This window comes from Schumannella soli (assembly GCF_006517435.1).
GTDB lineage: Bacteria > Actinomycetota > Actinomycetes > Actinomycetales > Microbacteriaceae > Schumannella > Schumannella soli.
In genome coordinates this window covers 634,513-653,544 of sequence record NZ_VHQG01000001.1, presented here as the reverse complement: position 1 = coordinate 653,544, position 19,032 = coordinate 634,513, and the positions used below count along the sequence as shown (strand labels likewise).

General features: G+C 71.4%; 2 protein-coding genes. Both read left to right on the top strand.

The annotated features are described in order from the left end of the window. Positions 1–53 precede the first annotated feature (53 nt). Positions 54–18,485 carry a CLIPPER-2 domain-containing protein gene (locus FJ657_RS02950; protein ID WP_141162165.1) on the top strand — a complete coding sequence of 6,144 codons (18,432 nt, stop codon included), beginning with the start codon at positions 54–56 and terminating at the stop codon, positions 18,483–18,485. Beyond that, complete coding sequence (locus FJ657_RS02945; protein ID WP_141162164.1) at positions 18,482–18,937, top strand: FxLYD domain-containing protein; 456 nt, start codon at positions 18,482–18,484, stop codon at positions 18,935–18,937. Before FJ657_RS02950 ends, FJ657_RS02945 begins: the two co-directional genes overlap by 4 nt. Positions 18,938–19,032: the final 95 nt, after the last annotated feature.

Here is a 19,032-nt window from a genome sequence, read left to right as displayed (position 1 = left end):
ATCGGGCGTCGAACAACTGCGCAAGCAGCACAGCATCGGGGAGCAGCACCATCGTGTCGTCGTGGGGGGAGCCCGCGGACGCGCAGCGACAGTCGTCGCCGCGTCGCGGAGCACGCAATCGCATCTTCAGGAACGAGAGCAACTGGGGCGAGCCCGGTGCCTCGTACTTCTCGCGCTTCGCCCGCATCCTCGCTCTGACCCTCGCGGTCGTCGTCGGCGCTCTCAGCGGCGCGGTGCTCCCCACCGCCATCGCGAACGCCGTCGTCGTCGTCTGGGGCACCAATGGCGGCACCGAGCCCAACTACCAGGCCACCGTCAACGGCGACTTCATCAACGCCGGCAACGGCGTGCTGCAGTGCCAGTCGATGACGGCGAGCAGCATCGGCACCTGCAACGACCTGCATGCGGCCGCCTACACGGGCACGGGCGCGGCCAACAACCTCAACGACAACGCCATCATGGGCAACGTCAACGCGGCCGGCGGCTTCACCACCAACTCCTCGAGCGCGACGATCAACATCCCGTCGGGCGCGAAGGTCGTCAAGGCCTTCCTCAACTGGTCGGCCAACACGGGCACCTGGCTGGGCGACACGCGCAACCTCTGCACCGCCTACTCGGCGGCGCGCGGTACGGCGACGCTGCCGTCGGGCAGCGCGACCGGCTACCAGACCCAGGCCGTGCAGTTCCGGGTCGGCTCGGGCTCGATCGCGGCTTACGCCGCCGACAACCTCCGTGAGGATGCCGCCACCCAGGCGACCGCGCGCTACTACAGCGCCACCGCTGATGTCACGACCGCCTTCGCCAACGTCGCGACCGGCTCGAACGTCACGCTCTCGGCGGGCAACATCTGGGCGCCCACCGGCGCCGGCTGCTACGCCGGCTGGTCGGTCACCCTGGTCTACGACTACGGCACCTACATCGTCGGCAACGCCAACTCGGTTCCGCACCGCGTCATCTACTACGAGGGCCACGTGCGCGAAGGCCAGAACGACGCGGCTCTGACCGTCGACTTCAACGGCTTCACCGCGGTCGACAAGGGCACCCGCGCCGGCTTCACCCTCTACGAGGGCGACCGCGGCATCACCGGAGACACCGCCTCCTACTCGCGCGCGGGATCGACCACGTTCACCGAGATCCCGAACAGCGCGACGCTCGACAGCTCGGGCAGCAACGCCGGCGTGACCGGCAACATCGGAATCGGACGAGCGAGCGGCTCGCAGCGCTACTACAACACCGGCGACACGAGCGCGTTCACGAACCAGAGCGTGGATGTCGCGAGCGCGAGCCTGATGAACGTCGTCGCCGGCGACTCGAAGGTGACGCTGCAGCTCGGCACGAGCGGCGACTCCTACCTGCTGACGAACGCGGTGCTGTCGGTGCCGACCGCCGGACTGCAGGTCAACAAGAGCTACAACGGCACGGATGACATCCAGTACCGCACCGCCGGCGAGAAGGCCACGTTCACGATCACGATCACGAACACCGGCGCCGGCGTCCTGCAGAACATCAAGGTCGTCGACGACCAGGCCGACTGCTCGCGCACGCTGACGGGGATCACCCTCGCGCCCCTCGCGACGACGACGTACACGTGCACCGCGACGAACAACACCGCGGCGGGCTATACGAGCACCGCGACAGCCACGGCCACCACGGTTGTCGGCGGCTACCTGGCGCAGGGCGCCGACTCGACCACGGTCGCGAAGAGCAGCGTCGCGCTGGCGAAGACGAGCGCGCTCGCCGCCGGCGCCACCGGCAAGGCCGGCGACGTGGTCAACTACACGCTGACGGCGACGAACGACGGTTCGGGCCCGCTGACGGGCGTCACGATCACCGATCCGCTGATCACGAACCTCGTCTACGGAACCTGGAGCTCGGGAACCAGCGGCACTCTCAACCAGGGCGGCTCGGTCACCGCGACCGGCACCTACGTGCTCAAGCAGTCGGATGTCGACGCCGGCTCGATCGCGAACACCGCGACGACGACGGGCACCGATGCCGACGGCGGCGTCAAGCCGACCGCGACCGCGGCGCGCACTCAGCCGGTCGCGGCGACCCCGGCGCTGACGCTGAACAAGACGGGCGCGCTCGCGAGCGGCGCCACCGGCAAGGTCGGCGACACGATCAACTACAGCTTCGTCGTGACCAACACCGGCAACGTCACGCTGCGGAACGTCGGCGTCACCGACCCGCTGTCGGGTCTCTCGGCGATCACCTTCGGCACCTGGAGCTCGGGCACGACCGGTCAGCTCAACCCCGGCGGCTCGGTCACCGGCACCGCGACCTACACGATCAAGCAGGCCGACGTCGACCGCGGCAACGTGCCGAACACGGCCACCGCGACCGGCACGCCGCCGACCGGCTCGGCCGTGACGGCGACCTCGTCGCGCACCGTCGCCGTCGCGACTGCGGCCCCCGCGATCGCCACCACGAAGACCGCCGCCTACACGACGGGCTCCGGCGCCGTCGGCAGCGTCGTCACCTACACCTTCACGGCCCGCAACTCGGGCAACGTGACCCTCACCGGCGTCGCGATCAGCGACCCGCACAGCGGCCTCTCGGCGCTCACGTACACCTGGCCTGGCACCGCCGGCACGCTCGCGCCCGGCGCGACCGTCACCGCCACGGCGACCTACACGGTGACGCAGGCGGATGTGGATGCCGGCACGATCACCAACACCGCGACCGCCGCCGGCACCTCGCCGACCGGCACCGCCGTGAACGCGACCGCGAACGCGACGATCGCGCCCCAGGCATCCGCCCCGAACCTGATCTTCACCAAGACGGGTGCGGCCAACGGGCAGGCGACCGGCTCGGTCGTCACCTACACCTTCACCCTGCGCAACTCCGGCAACGTGACGCTCACCGGCGTCGGCGTGACCGACCCGCTGTCGGGCCTGTCGACCATCACGTACGGCACCTGGCCGAGCGGCACCGCCGGCCGGCTCAACGTCGGCGATCAGGTCACCGGCACCGCGACGTACACGCTGAAGCAGAGCGACGTGGATGCCGGAGCGGTCTCGAACACGTCGACCGCGACGGCGACCCCGCCGACCGGCGCCGCGATCAACCGCACGTCGAGCGCGACGGTCGCCGTCGCCCCGACCGGCGCGATCGCCGTCACCAAGTCGGGCGCCTACCTCAACGGCGGAACCGGCAAGGTCGGCGACGTCATCCGCTGGACCATCACCTTCCGCAACAGCGGCAACGTGACGCTGTCGAGCGTCGCGCTGACCGACTCGCTCTCCGGCCTCGGCACCCCGACGATCACCTGGCCGGGCACCGCCGGAACGCTCGCTCCCGGCGCGACCGCGACCGCGATCGCCGACTACACGGTGAAGCAGAGCGATGTCGACACCGGCAGCGTCACGAACACCGCCAGCGTCACCGCCCGCACCCCCGCGGGCGCCGCGGTCAGCGGCGCCTCGCCCGCCGCGACCGTGCAGACCGTCGCGGCCGCGTCCGGCGTCACCGTGGTCAAGACCGGCGCGATCGCCGGCGGCGCGGCCGGCAACGCGGGCAACGTGATCACCTACACGTTCACCGTGCGCAACACCGGCAACGTGACCCTGACGAACGTCGCCGTGACCGACCCGCTCGCGGGCCTCGGCACGATCACCTACAGCTGGCCGACCTCCACCGCGGGCACCCTCGCCCCCGGCGCGACCGCGACCGGCACCGCCAGCTACACGATCAAGCAGAGCGACGTCGACACCGGCAACGTGAAGAACACCGCGACCGTCACGGGCACGACCCCGACCGGCGGCACCGCGACCAACACGAGCGGCCAGGTCACGACCAACACGGCCGCCGCCGCGCCCGCGATCTCGACGACCAAGTCGGGCGCCCTCGTCGCCGGGTCGACCGGCGTCGCCGGTGACACCGTGCGCTGGACGATCACCCTCGTCAACACCGGCAACGTCACGCTGACCGGCGTCAGCGTCGCCGACTCGCTCGCCGGCATCGGCGCCCTCACCTACACGGGTCTCGGCACGAACTCGTCGCTCGCTCCGGGCGCGACGGCCACCGCCGTCGGCACCTCCACGCTGAGCCAGGCGGATGTCGACGCGGGCTCCGTCATCAACACCGCGACCGGTTCCGGCAACTCGCCGACCGCCGTGAAGGTGAGCAGCGCATCCACCGCCACCGTCGTCGTCGCCCCGACCGGCAGTCTGTCGATCACCAAGACCCCGAGCGTGACCAGCGGCGCGACCGCCGGCAGCACGATCACCTACACCTTCCTGGTGCGCAACACCGGCAACGTGACGATCAGCACCGCGACGATCACCGACCCGCTCTCGGGCCTGTCGGCGATCACCTACAGCGGCTCGCGCACGCTCGCACCGGGCGCGACCGTCACCGGCACGGCCACGTACACGGTCAAGCAGAGCGACGTGGATGCGGGCTCGGTCAAGAACACCGCCGGCGTCAGCGGCACGACGCCGAAGGGCGTCTCCGTCACCGCATCCTCGGGTCAGGTGACCGTCACGACCGTCGCCGCGGCCCCGGCCGTGACCGTCACGAAGACGGCCGCGTACACGAGCGGCTCCGGCGCCGTGAACAGCGTCATCACCTACACCTTCGTCGCCCGCAACACCGGCAACGTGACCCTCACCGGCGTCGCGGTCTCCGACCCGCACACGGGCCTCTCGGCGATCACCTACGGCACCTGGCCGAGCGGCACCTCGGGAACCCTCGCGCCGAGCACCCAGGTCACCGCCACCGCGACCTACACGGTCACCCAGGCCGACGTGGATGCGGGCACCGTGCGCAACACGGCGACCGTCGCGGGCACCCCGCCGACGGGCGCCGCCGTGACCGGCAGCTCGGGTCAGGTCAGCATCGCCACGGCGACGGCCGCCCCGGCGCTCACCTTCACCAAGACGGGATCGACCTCGGGGGCGACCGCCGGCTCGACCGTCACCTACACGTTCACGCTGCGCAACAGCGGCAACGTCACCCTGACCGGCGTGAGCGCGAGCGACCCGCTCTCGGGCCTCAGCGCGATCACCTACGGCGCCTGGCCGAGCGGCACCGCGAACACGCTGCGCGTCGGCGACCAGGTCACCGGCACCGCGACCTACACGGTCAAGCAGAGCGACGTGGATGCGGGCTCGATCTCGAACACCGCGACCGCGACCGGCACCCCGCCGACCGGCGCCGCGATCACGCGCACCTCGAGCGCGACCGTGCCTCTCGCCGGCGTCGGCGTGCTGCAGGTGACGAAGACCGGAGCTCTCGCGACCGGCGCGACCGGCAAGGTCGGCGACACGATCACCTGGACGATCGTCGCGAAGAACACCGGCAACGTGACCCTCACGAACGTGGCCGTCACCGACTCCCTCTCAGGCCTCTCGGCGCTCACCTACACCTGGCCGACCGGGCAGACGGCGGGCACGCTCGCCCCGAACCAGCAGGTCACCGCGACGGCGACGTACACCGTCACCCAGGCCGACGTGGATGCGGGAACCGTCACGAACACCGCGACGACCACCGCGCGCACCCCCTCGGGCGGCACCGTGACCGGTCAGTCCACCGCGGCGAGCGTCACGCTCGCGGCGGCGGCGCCGGCGATCACCGTGCAGAAGTCGGGTGTCATCGCGGGCGGCGCGGCCGGTAACGCCGGCAACGTCATCAACTACACGTTCACGATCACCAACACCGGCAACGTGACGCTCAAGAACGTCGCCGTGACCGACCCGCTCAGCGGCCTGTCGGCCCCGATCTACACCTGGCCGACCTCGACCGCCGGTCAGCTCGCCCCCGGCGCCGTGGCGACCGCGACCGCGACCTACACGATCAAGCAGAGCGACGTCGACAACGGCAGCGTCGCGAACACCGCCAGCGTCACCGGCACCCCGCCGAACGGCGCCGCCGTCACCAGCACCGGCAGCACCGTCACGAACACCGCGACCGCCGCGCCCGGCGTCGTGGTGACCAAGACCGGTCAGCTCGCCACCGGGGCCACCGGCAAGGCCGGCGACACCGTCAACTGGTCGTTCACGGTGCGCAACTCGGGCAACGTCACCCTGACCGGCGTCGTCATCGACGACCCGCTCGTCGACATCTCGGCGCGCACCTACACCTGGCCGACCGGTCAGACCGCCGGAACGCTCGCGCCGGGTCAGACGGCCACGGCGACCGCCACCTACGTGCTCAAGCAGAGCGACGTCAACGGCGGCTCGGTCATCAACACCGCCACCGGCGCCGGAACCACGCCCAAGTCGGGAACCGCGACGAGCCCGACCGTGTCGGCCACCGTCACGATCCAGGGCTCCGCCTCGATCAGCCTCAGCAAGACCCCGAGCGTCGCCAGCGGCGCCAAGGTCGGCGACACGATCACCTACACCTTCGTCGCCCGCAACACGGGCAACGTCACGCTCACCGCCGTCGCGATCACCGACCCGCACGCCGGCCTGTCGGCGATCAGCTACGGCGCCTGGCCGGGCGGAACCGCCAACGTGCTCGCCCCCGCCGAGCAGGTCACCGCGACCGCGAGCTACACGGTCACGCAAGACGACGTGAACTCGGGCACGATCAACAACTCCGCGAGCGTCAGCGGCACCACGCCGAAGGGCGGAACGGTCTCGTCGACCGCCGCGGTCAGCGTGCCCGCGACCCCGGCCGCGCCCGCGATCGACCTCACCAAGACCGCTGCCATCACGACCGGCAGCGGCGGGGTCAACTCGGTCATCACCTACACGTTCAAGCTCACGAACTCGGGCAACGTGACCGTGACGGGCGCGCGCATCGCCGACCCGCTCCCGCAGCTCTCGCCGCTGGCCTACCAGTGGCCGAACGGCCCCCCGCAGGGAACCCTGAACCCCGGCGACAGCGTGACCGCGACGGCCACGTACACGATCGTCCAGGCGGATGTCGACCGCGGCTACGTGCAGAACCGCGCCACCGGCTTCGCCACCCCGAAGACCACCGGCGGCACCGAGTTCTCGACCCAGTCGCCGCAGGTCACCACCCCGACCGCCGCATCCGCCCCGCGCCTCGCGCTCACGAAGACCGGCTCACCATCCGGCACCACAGCGGGCTCCACGGTCACCTACAGCTTCACCCTCCGCAACACCGGCAACGTGACGCTCACGAGCGTCGGCATCAGCGACCCGCTGCTCGGCGCCAACGGCGTCACCCTCAGCAACTGGTCGAGCGGAACCGCGACCACCCTGCGCCCGAACGACACCGTCTCGGGCACCGGCACCTACACGGTCAAGCAGAGCGATGTGGATGCGGGCTCGATCGCGAACACCGCGACCGCGACCGGCACCCCGCCGACCGGCGCCGCCGTGACCACGCAGGGCAGCGCGACCGTGCCGCTCGCCGCGACGGGCGCCCTCAGCCTGACCAAGTCGGCCTCGCCGAGCTCGACCGTCAAGCTCGGCGACGTCGTCACCTACACCTTCGTCGCCACCAACACCGGCAACGTCACCCTCAGCGGCGTGACCATCAGCGACCCGCTCGCCGGCCTCAGCCGGGTCGACTACAGCACGCAGAGCCGCACTCTCGCCCCCGGCGGCACCGTCACCGGAACGGCCACCTACACGGTGACCCAGGCCGACGTGAACCGCGGCTCGATCTCGAACACCGCCTCGGTCACCGGGCGCACCCCGGCCGGGCAGAACCCGACCGCATCCTCGCCGACCGTCACGACCTCGACCGTGGTCGCCGCGCCGAGCATCACGACCACCAAGACGGCCTCCGTCTCCGACGGAGGCGTCGTCGGCGACCGCGTGACCTACACGATCACCGCGCAGAACACCGGCAACGTCTCGCTCACCGGCGTCACGATCAGCGACCCGATGTTCACCGCCGCCCAGATCGACTACGGTGCGTGGACCTCGGGCACGACCGGGCTCCTGCAGCCGGGCCAGACGATCACCGCGACCGCGGTGCGCACCGTCACCCAGAGCGACGTCGACAACGGCGGCATCACGAACACCGCCACCAGCACCGGCACCCCGCCGACGGGCGCGAACGTCTCGAACTCGGCGACCATCACGACCCCGCTCACGACCCGCACCCCGGGCATCACGCTCGCCCAGACCGGCGCCCTCGCCGCCGGCGCGACCGGCAAGGCCGGCGACACGGTGAACTGGTCGTTCACGATCACGAACTCGGGCAACACGACCCTGACCGGCGTGCAGCTCAGCGGGCTCAGCGTCGCCACCGGCATCGTCTACGGCACCTGGCCGGGCGGCACCGCCAACGTGCTCGCACCCGGGCAGAGCGTCACCGCGACGGGAACCTCGGCTCTGACCCAGGCGCAGGTGGATGCGCGTTCGGTCACCGACGACGCGACCGTCACCGGCACGGCGCCCGCGGGCGTCACCCCGGCGACCGTCAGCGCCTCGAAGCCCGCCACGGTCGCCCTGACCCCGGCATCCACGATCTCGATCGTCAAGACCGGAACGGCCCCCGCCAACGCGGCCGTCGGCGACAAGATCACCTACGGCTTCACGCTGCGCAACACGGGCGCGACGACGCTCACCGGCGTCGCCGTCTCCGACCCGCGCCTCGGCTCGACCCCGATCACCTACACCGGGCTCGGCACGGGAGCGTCGCTCGCGCCCGGCGCCAGCGCCACGGCGTCGGCGAGCTACACGATCACCCAGGCCGACATCGACGCGGGCACCGTGACCAACACGGCGACGGTCAACGCCATCAACCCGCAGGGCACCGCCGTCACGGGCACCTCGAACTCGGTCACCGTCGCCACCGGTCAGCAGGCCGGTGCGATCTCGATCGCCAAGAGCGCGAGCCCGGCCAGCGGCGTCGCGCGCGGCGGGACGATCACGTACACCTTCACCGTCAAGAACACCGGAAACGTGACGCTCACCGGCGTGAAGGTCACCGACCCGATGTTCCCGGGCGCCAGCGACATCAGCTACGGCACCTGGCCCGGCGGCGTCACCGGCACCCTCGCCCCGGGTGCGACGGTCACCGCGACCGCGAGCCACGTCGTCACCCAGGCCGAGTTCGACGCGGGCCGTGTCGACAACCAGGCGACCGCGACCGGATCCACGCCGACCAACGCCACCGTCACCGGCCAGTCGGCGACCGTCAGCACCACCACGGCCGCCGCGAACCCGTCGCTCTCGTTCTCGAAGTCGGGCACCCCGACCACCGGTCTCAAGCTCGACGACACCGTCGTGTGGAACTTCGCCTTCACCAACACCGGCGACGTGACCCTCAGCAGCGTGCAGATCGCCGACCAGCTCGCCGTCACCGGCCTGACCTACACCGGTCTCGGCGCGGGCAGCTCGCTCGCCCCGGGCGCCTCGGGCACCGCGACCGCGAACTACAAGGTCACCCAGGCGGATGTCGACGCCGGCTCGATCGTGAACACGGCGACCATCACGGCGAACCCGGCGCGCGGCGCGCAGCTCACGCGCACCGCCACGGCGACCGTCGCGACCTCGGCGCAGCCGAGCATCGGGCTGACGAAGACCGCCGCGATCGACGGCGGGCGTCCCGGCAACGTCGGCGACACGATCACCTACACCTTCACCGCGTCGAACACCGGAAACCAGACCATCACGGGCGTCGTCATCGACGACCCGCTGGCCCGCCTCGGCACGATCAGCTACGGCACCTGGCCGACCTCGACCGCCGGAACCCTTCCGCCGAACACGAGCGTCGTCGCCACCGCGAAGTACACGATCGCCCAGAGCGACATCGACAACCAGTCGATCGTCAACACCGCGACCGTCACCGGCAGCGCCTCCGGCACCCCGGTGAAGGCGACCGCCGGCCCGGTCACCACCTCGGTGGCGCCCGCCGCCCCGGCCCTCACCGCGACCAAGGCCGCCAACGTGACCTCGGGCGCGAAGGTCGGCGACGTCATCCGCTACCGCGTCGTGCTCGCGAACACCGGCAACCAGACGCTGCACGGCGTCACCGCCGTCGATCCCCACACCGGCCTCGGCGCGATCACCTACACCTGGCCGGGTCAGGCCGGCGTGCTTGCCCCCGGCGAGAGCGCCACCGCCCGCGCGAACTACACGGTCACCCAGGCGGATGTCGACGCCGGCTCGATCGCCAACACCGCGCACGGCGAGAGCCTCAGCCCCGCGAACACCCCGGTGAACTCGAACAACTCCTCGCTGACGATCACGACCGACCCGCAGCGCGCCACGATCGCGATCACCGACTCGGGCGCCCTGCCGGCCGGATCGGGCGGCAAGGCCGACGACATCGTCACCTGGACCTACGTCGTCACCAACACCGGCAACGTCACGCTCTCGAGCGTCGGCGTCACCGAGTCGCAGACCAACGCGACCGCCCCGGTCTACGCCTGGCCGGGCGCGACCGGCGTGCTCGCCCCGGGCGAGAGCGTGCGGGTCACCACGACCTACAAGCTCACGCAGGCCGACGTCGATGCCGGCAAGGTCACCAGCAACGTCGCCACGGTCGGCACCCCGCAGGTCGGCGCCAAGCCCACCGCGAACGCGACCGCCGACGTCATGGTCGCCAGCAACCCGAACTACACGATCATCAAGCGCGCGGAGTTCCGCAACGGCGGGGTCGGCAACGTCGGCGACACCATCCGCTACTACCTGGATGTCGCCAACACCGGCAACGTCACGCTCAAGAACGGGCGCTTGATCGACCACCTGCCCGGGCTCGGCGAGCAGTTCCCGTCGTGGCCCGACAACACGAAGCCGGGCGTCATCCCGCCGGGCACCGGTGCCACCGGCTACGCCGACTACACGGTCACCCAGGCCGACGTCGACCGCGGATCGATCACGAACACCGCCGGCGTGGGCTTCACCCCGCCGACCGGCGCCGAGATCACGAAGCCGTCGAACACGGTCGTGACCCCGCTCGCGCAGGCTGCGCCCGTGCTCTCGATCACCGAGACCGGTGTTCCCGACAGCCCCGCGAACGCGGGTAAGAACGTGACCTGGACGGTCACCGTCACCAACAACGGCAACGTGACCGTGAACAACGTCGTCGTCACCGACCCCGCGTTGAACAATCCGGTGCTGAACTGGGGCGCCAACACCGCCGGCTCGCTCGCGCCCGGTACGAGCGTCACGCTCACGGGCACGACCGTCATCACCCAGGCGGATGTCGACGCCGGCCAGGCGACGAACTCCTCGAGCGCGCAGGGCGCCTCCGCCCGCGACGGCTCGGCGGTGGGACCCGTCACGGCGAACGCCGCCGCTCCGACCGCGACCGCGGGGCCGTCGATCGCGATCCAGAAGACCGCGACGAAGGGCGCCGGCTTCGCCGACAAGGCGGGCGACACCGAGAACCTCAGCTACCTCGTCACGAACAACGGCAACCAGACGCTCAGCGGCGTCGGCATCGTCGACACGCTCGGAGGCGAGAACCTCGTGATCACCTTCGGCGCCTGGCCCGGCGGCACCGCCGGAACCCTCGCGCCGGGCGCGACCGTGACCGCCACGGCGACGCACCGGATCATCCAGACCGAGGTGGATGCCGGCCGCAGCGAGTCGCCGGCGACCACCACCGGCACGAGCACGCGCGGCACCAAGGTCACCTCGACCAGCACCGCCGGAATCGACATCGCCTCCAAGCCGGCCATGACCCTGGTCAAGAAGGGCACCGTCGGCGGATCGGGTGGCGTCAACGCGCCGATCAGCTACGGCTTCACGATCACCAACACGGGCAACGTCTCGCTGTCGCTGATCGCGCTCGTCGACTCGCTGCCGGGCGTCAGCGCTCCGTCGTTCAAGTGGCCGGATCCGGTCGAGCCGGGCGTGCTGCAGCCCGGTGAGGTCGCCACGGCGACGTCGACGTACTCGATCACCCAGGCGGATGTCGACGCCGGCTCGGTCACCAACACCGCCACCGCGAGCGGCAAGCCCCCGATCGGCGACACGATCTTCGTGAGCTCGGGCCAGGTCGTGACCGCGGTCGCCGCCCCGGCGCCGTCGATCTCGGTGACGCAGACCGCGACGCCCACCACGGGCGTCAAGGTCGGCGACCAGGTGACCTTCACGGTCACCGGCACCAACAACGGCAACGTCACGCTCGGCAGCGTCACGCTCGCCGACTCGCTCGGCGGGCTCGGCACCCCCGTGCCCACCTGGCCGGGTCAGCAGCGAACCCTCGCGGTCGGTCAGACCGTCACCTGGCAGATCCCGTACACGGTGACCCAGGCCGACGTCGACGCCGGCGCGATCCAGAACATCGCGACCGTCAGCGGCACCTCGCCGAAGGGCGTCGCCGTCTCGCGCGACGCCACCGCGACCGTCACCCCGACCGTGGCCGGGCCGAAGATCGGCGTGACCGATCAGGGCGCCCTCGCGCCGGGCGCCACCGGCGTCGCGGGTGACAAGGTCACCTGGTCGTACGTCATCGCGAACACCGGCGACGTGACCCTCACCGGCATCACCGCAACCGAGTCGCAGACGAACGCCACTGCCGTCACGTACGGCACCTGGCCGGCCGCGACCGGCGTGCTCGCACCGGGTCAGAGCGTCACCGCGACGAGCAGCTACACGCTCACCCAGGCCGACGTGAACCGCGGCACCGTCTCGAGCGGCGTCTCGACCCGCGGCACCGGACCGGCGCCCGCCTCGACCGTCGTCACCGCGACGGCGCCGGCGACCGTCAGCATCCAGGCCCGCCCCTCGTTCACGAACCTCAAGAGCGCCCGCTTCCTGAACGGCGGCACCGGTCAGGTCGGCGACACGATCGAGTACAAGCTGACCGTCACCAACACCGGCAACGTCACGCTCTACCGCGCGCAGCTGATCGACCCGCTGCCCGGCCTCGGCACGCAGAACCCGACCTGGCCCGACCCGGATCAGCCGGGCGTCATCCAGCCGGGCCAGACCGCGACCGGCGTCGCGAACTACGTCGTGACCCAGGCGGATGTCGACGCCGGCTCGAAGTCGAACATCGCCACGGCGCGGTTCTACTTCACGCCGATCGGCAGCGCGACCGACCCGCACCTCGACGTGCCCTCGAACGAGGTCGTCACGCCGCTCGCGCAGTCGCGTCCGTCGCTCGCGATCACCGAGACCGGCTCGGTGCCGCAGCCCGGCACGGTCGGCAAGACCGTGACCTGGACGATCACGGTCACCAACAACGGCAACGTCACGGTGAACGACGTCGCCCTCACCCCGGCCAGCACCGCCGGGCTGGCGGACGTCACCACCAGCTGGGGCGGCAACGCCGCCGGCACGCTGGCTCCGGGCACCTCGCTCACCGTGACCGGCACGACCGTGCTGACCCAGAGCGACGTGGATGCGGGCGCGGCCTCGCGCACCAGCCAGGCGAGCGGCGCCTCCGCCCGCGACGGCAGCGCCGTCGGACCGGTGAACGCCGGCGCCACCGTGCCGACGGTCGGCAGCGGCCCCGGGATCGCCGTGACGAAGTCGGCCGCGCTCGCGCCGGGCGCCACCGGCAAGGTCGACGACCTGGTGAACTTCAGCTACACGCTGACCAACAACGGCAACGTGACGCTCACCCAGTCGGCGCTCGCCGACGCGCTCGGCCTCACCGGCGCGATCGCCTACGACTGGAAGGGCAACCCGGCCGGCACCGTCCCGGTGGGCACCACGGTCACCGCTACCGGCACCTACCGCCTGACCCAGCCGGATGTCGACCGCGGCTCGATCTCGAGCGCCGTCACCGGCACGGGCACCGCTCCGAACGGCGCCAAGGTGACCGACACCGACACGGCGGGCGTCACGATCACGGCCGCGCCGAAGCTCGTCGTCACGAAGAACGGCACCGTGCGCGGCGGCGGAGCCGGCGCGGCGAACGGCGTCATCGACTACGCCTTCACGATCAAGAACGACGGCAACGTCACCCTCACGCTGGTCGACCTCGTCGACTCGCTCGGCGGCGTCAGCAACCCGGTGATCAGCTGGCCGAGCTCCGGCCCGGCCGGCACGCTCGTGCCCGGCGCGACCGCCACGGCGACCGCGGACTACACGATCACGCAGGCCGACATCGACAAGGGCAGCGTCGCGAACGTCGCCACCTCGACCGCGAAGCCGCCCGTCGGCGACAAGATCAGCCAGTCATCGAACACCTCGAACGTGACCGTCGGCGGCGCGAACACCGCACCGAAGATCACCGTCACCGAGACGCCGACCCCCGCCAGCGGCCTCCGCGTCGGCGATGCCGTGAACTTCGCCATCACGATCACGAACAGCGGCACCATCACGGTGACCGACACGACGCTCGCGACCACGCTGCCCGGCATGACCGTGTCGGCGATCTCGTGGCCGGGTGCCGCGGGCGTGCTCGCCCCCGGACAGGTCGCCCGCGCGACCGGCACCTACGTCGTGACGCAGAGCGACGTGGATGCGGGCAGCATCAGCGACACCGCCTCGAGCACAGCTGCGGGCGTGCGCGGCGGCAACGCTCCGCCGGCCTCCGCCTCGGCGACCGCGACGACCGTCACGGCCGGCCCGGCGATCACCGCGACCGACGAAGGCCGTCTCGCACCCGGATCGACCGGCGTCGCCGGCGACGACATCCAGTGGCTGTATCGCGCCAAGAACACCGGCAACACGACCCTCACGGGTGTGACCTTCGCCGAGGGTCTGAGCGGATCCGCCGCCCCGATCGTGACCGAGTGGCCCGACCCCGCCAAGCCGGGCGTGCTGCTGCCCGGCCAGACCGCGATCGCGATCGGCGACTACACGCTCACGCAGGCCGACGTCGACAGCGGCACCATCAGGAGCACCCTCACGGTGTCGGGCATCTCGTCGTCGCCGGGCGCGCAGAAGGTGACCGACGCGGCGACCGCGAACGTGCCGATCGAGGCGCGCCGCGCGCTCAGCGCGGTGAAGAGCGGCTCGCTCGTCAGCGGCCTCGGCGCCGTCGGCGACACCGTGCGCTACACGGTCGACATCACCAACACCGGCAACGTCACCCTCTACCAGGGCACCTTGCTCGACCCGCTGCCGGGCCTGCAGACGCCGACCATCACCTGGCCGGACCCCGACCAGCCCGGCACCGTGCCTCCGGGCGAGGTCGTGCACGGTGAGGCCGACTACGCGCTGACCCAGGCGGATGTCGACCGCGGCTACATCGACAACACGGCGCACGTCGCGGCGTGGAGCACGAAGACCGGCCAGGCCGACGCGGACAAGGCCGAGGCCGCCACGAACACCGTGCGCGTCACGACCGAGCAGGCCGCGCCCCAGCTCGCCGTCACCAAGTCGGCGAGCGTCAGCGGCGCCGGCAAGGTCGGCGACACGCTCACGTACACGATCACGACGAAGAACACCGGCAACGTGACCGTCACGGGCTTCACCGTGACCGACCCGCTGCCGCGCCTCAGCGGCGTGACGACCACCGGCCTCGCCGCCGACGGCTCGCTCGCGCCGGGCGCGACGGCCACCAGCAAGGCCACCTACGTGCTCGACCAGGCCGACATCGACACCGGCAGCGTCACCAACCGCGCCACGGCCGCCGGAACCTCGGCGCGTGACGGCAGCCCGGTCAGCGCTCAGAGCAACCAGCTGGTCACGCCCACGCCCACCGTCACGGCGAAGCCCGGCATCCGCGTCACCGACGCCGGCTCGCTCAACGCGCCCGACCAGAACAAGGCCGGCGGCGCCGCGACCTGGACCTATGTGATCACGAACAGCGGCGAGGTCACCCTCACCGGCGTCAAGGTCGCCGACACGCTGCCGATCGGCGCCCCCGTCTACGCGTGGACCGGACCCGTCGGCGTGCTCGCCCCCGGAGCCTCGGTCACCGTCACCGCGCCCTACTCGCTCAGCCAGAGCGACGTGGATGCGGGCGGGCCGATCAGCCAGGTCACCGCCACCGGAACGCCGAAGGTCGGCGCGAACGCGACCGCCCAGGCCACCGCGACCATCCCGGTCACGGCGAACCCGACCATCACGGTCGGCCAGACCGCGCAGCTCGACAAGCCCGGCCAGAACGGCCTCGGCAACCAGATCGACTACGGCTTCACGATCACCAACACGGGCAACACGACCCTGACCGGGGTGACCCTCGGCAACACGGTCGCGGGCCTGACGGTGCCGGCCTACGTCTGGCCGGATCCGGCGAACCCGGGCGTGCTCAAGCCCGGTCAGACCGCGACCGCGACCGCCACGCACCAGATCTCGCAGGCGGATGTGGACGCCGGCAAGGTCGACAACCTCACGACCGTCACCGGCGCCACGCCGGGCGGCGCGACCGTGACGAACCAGTCGGCCCCGACCAGCATCCCGACGGCGGCCCCGGCCCCGGCGCTGAGCCTGGTCAAGGGCGGTGCGATGCAGAGCGGCGCCGGCAACGCGGGCAGCATCGTGCGCTTCACCTTCACCCTGAAGAACACCGGCAACGTGACCCTCAGCGGGCTCGCGGTGCAGGAGCAGCTGCAGGGTGCGGGCGTTCCGACGATGACCTTCCCGACCGGCCAGCCCGTGCTGGCCCCGGGCGCCTCGGCGACCGGGTACAGCGACTACACGCTGACCCAGGCCGACGTCGACAAGGGCAGCGTGGCCAACACCGCCACCGCCTCCGGAACCGCTGCGCCGAACGGCGCTCCGGTGTCGACCACGTCGAACACCTTCACGATCGACACCGCCACCTCGCGCCCGCGCATCTCGACCACGCAGACCGGCGCGTTCGAGTCGGGTCAGACCGGCGAGCTCGGCGACACGGTCGACTACACCTTCGTGATCACCAACACCGGCAACACCTCGCTGAGCGGCGTCGACGTCGCGAACACGGTGACCGGCCTGCGTGATGCGCAGTACACCTGGCCGGTCGGGCAGACCGCGGGCACCCTCGCCCCGGGTCAGTCGGTGACGATCACCGCGAAGCACGACGTGACGCAGGCGGATGTCGACGCGGGCGTGGTCCGCAACGTCGCCACCGGCAGCGGAACCGACCCGAAGGGCAACAAGGTCAGCGACGCCGCCCCCGAGGTCGTGCTGCCGCTGGCGACCGCGACGACGGAGCTCGACCTCACCAAGGTCGGCACCCCGCGCCAGGATGCCCGCGTCGGCGACACGATCGACTACGCCTTCACGCTCACCAACAACGGCACCCAGACGCTGCACGACGCGTCGATCGTCGACGGCCTGCCCGGCGTCAGCACGCTGACCTACGGCGCCTGGCCGAGTGGGACCTCCGGCGTGCTGCGCCCCGGCGACAACGTCACCGCCTCGGCGACCTACGTCGTGACCCAGGCCGACGTCGACCGCGGGAACGTGCGCAATACGGCCTCGGCATCCGCCCTCGACCCGTCGAACGGACGCCTCAGCGCCACGTCGCCGGTGTCGGTGGTGAACACGCCCCCGGCGGAACCGGGCATCTCGATCGTGAAGACCGCGGCGCTCGCGCCCGGATCGACCGGTCGCGCCGGCGACATCGTGAACTACACCTTCACGGTCAAGAACGAGGGCAACGTCACGCTCGAGAACGTCACCGTCGGCGACCCGCAGCCCGACCTCGGCAACTGGAAGTACACCTGGCCGGGAACGCCGGGCGTGCTCAAGCCGGGCGAGATCGCCACGATCACCGCCGAGCACACGCTCACGCAGCCCGAGGTCGACAAGGGCGTGCTGAACACGACCGCTCAGACCAACGGCGAGGGGATGAACGGCGGCGCTCCGGTGAGCGCGAACGACGCGGCCCCGGTCGAGATCGCGGCCGCACCCGCGCTGACCCTGACCAAGACGGCCACGCCGCGCAGCGCCACGCCGACCTTCGGCACCGTGATCGACTACGCCTTCGTGGTCGAGAACACCGGCAACGTGACGCTCGAGAGTGTCAGCGTGACCGACCCGCTGCTCGCCGGCGCCGCCATTAGCTACGGCTGGCCGGGGACGAACGGGCGCCTGCTGCCGGGCGAGAAGGCCACCGGCACCGCGAGCTACACCGTCACCCAGGCGGATGTCGACGCCGGCTCGGTCGCGAACACCGCGACCGCCACCGGGACTCCGCCGCTCGGCGGCACGAAGCCCACGGCATCCGGCTCGGCGACCGTCGCCGTGCCCTCGGGCTCGGCCGTCACGCTCACGCAGAGCGTGCGCCTCGCGAACGGCGCCGCCGGCTACGCGGGCGACACGCTGATCTACACCTACGTGATCACCAACACCGGCACGACCACGCTGCGCGGCATCGTGCTCACCGACCCGAAGAAGGGCCTCGGCGCCTTCAGCTACGGCCCCTGGCCGGGCGGTGCGGGCACCGAGGGCGTGCTCGAGCCGGGTCAGAGCGTGACCGTCACGGCGCCGTACGTCATCCAGCCGGGTGACGAGGGCACGCTCGTGCCGGGAACCTCGACGGTGACCGCGGTCGGACCCGACCCCGACGAGCAGGTCTCGTCGGCGTCGAGCGCCGACATCCAGCTGCCGACGCGCCCGACCGTGCCCGGCATCCCCGGCCTCCCCGGCAGCGGAGGCCTCGCCCACACCGGCATCGACCCGACCTACCCGGGCCTTCTCGCGCTGCTTCTCCTACTCTGGGGTGGCGCGCTGGTCGGCTGGAACGTTCGGCGCCGACGTAAGGAGAACGCATGAAGTCCACCGCCCTTCGCACCCTGACCGCACTCGCCGGCGTCGCCTTCGTCGCCGGAGCGCTGGCCGGATGCACGGGAGGTGACGACTCGACCACCAAGAAGTCGGCATCGCCGAAGCCGTCGGCCGCGCCGTCGCAGGTGACCGAGGTCAGCGACGCGCCGGGAACGGGCGAGGGCTTCGTCGGCGCCCGCAACGACGTCGAGGTGAAGAAGTGCGAGCCGGCGAAGGACGGCTGGGCCATCTCGGGCACGGTCACCAACTCGAGCGACGCGACGGCGAACTACCGCATCTACGTCTCGCTGCTCGACAAGGACAGCGCGACGCTCGGTCTCAAGCAGGTGAACTCCGACGGCGTCGAAGCCGGCAAGAGCGCCGACTGGAACGCCGACATCGCCGTCGACGGCAAGAACCTGCAGTGCGTGCTGCGGGTGGAGCGCTACGCCGCGTCCTGACCCGGTCGTCCGGCCCGGCCACGGCGGATCGCCGACTCGCAAGGGACGTTCTGTCGAATCGCTCTGGTGCCATGCCGAAACGGCAGGGGATCCCG

Coding starts and splice junctions, on each gene's coding strand:
- FJ657_RS02945 (WP_141162164.1), top strand. CDS start 18,482: ATGAAGTCCACCGCCCTTCGCACCCTGACCGCACTCGCCGGCGTCGCC.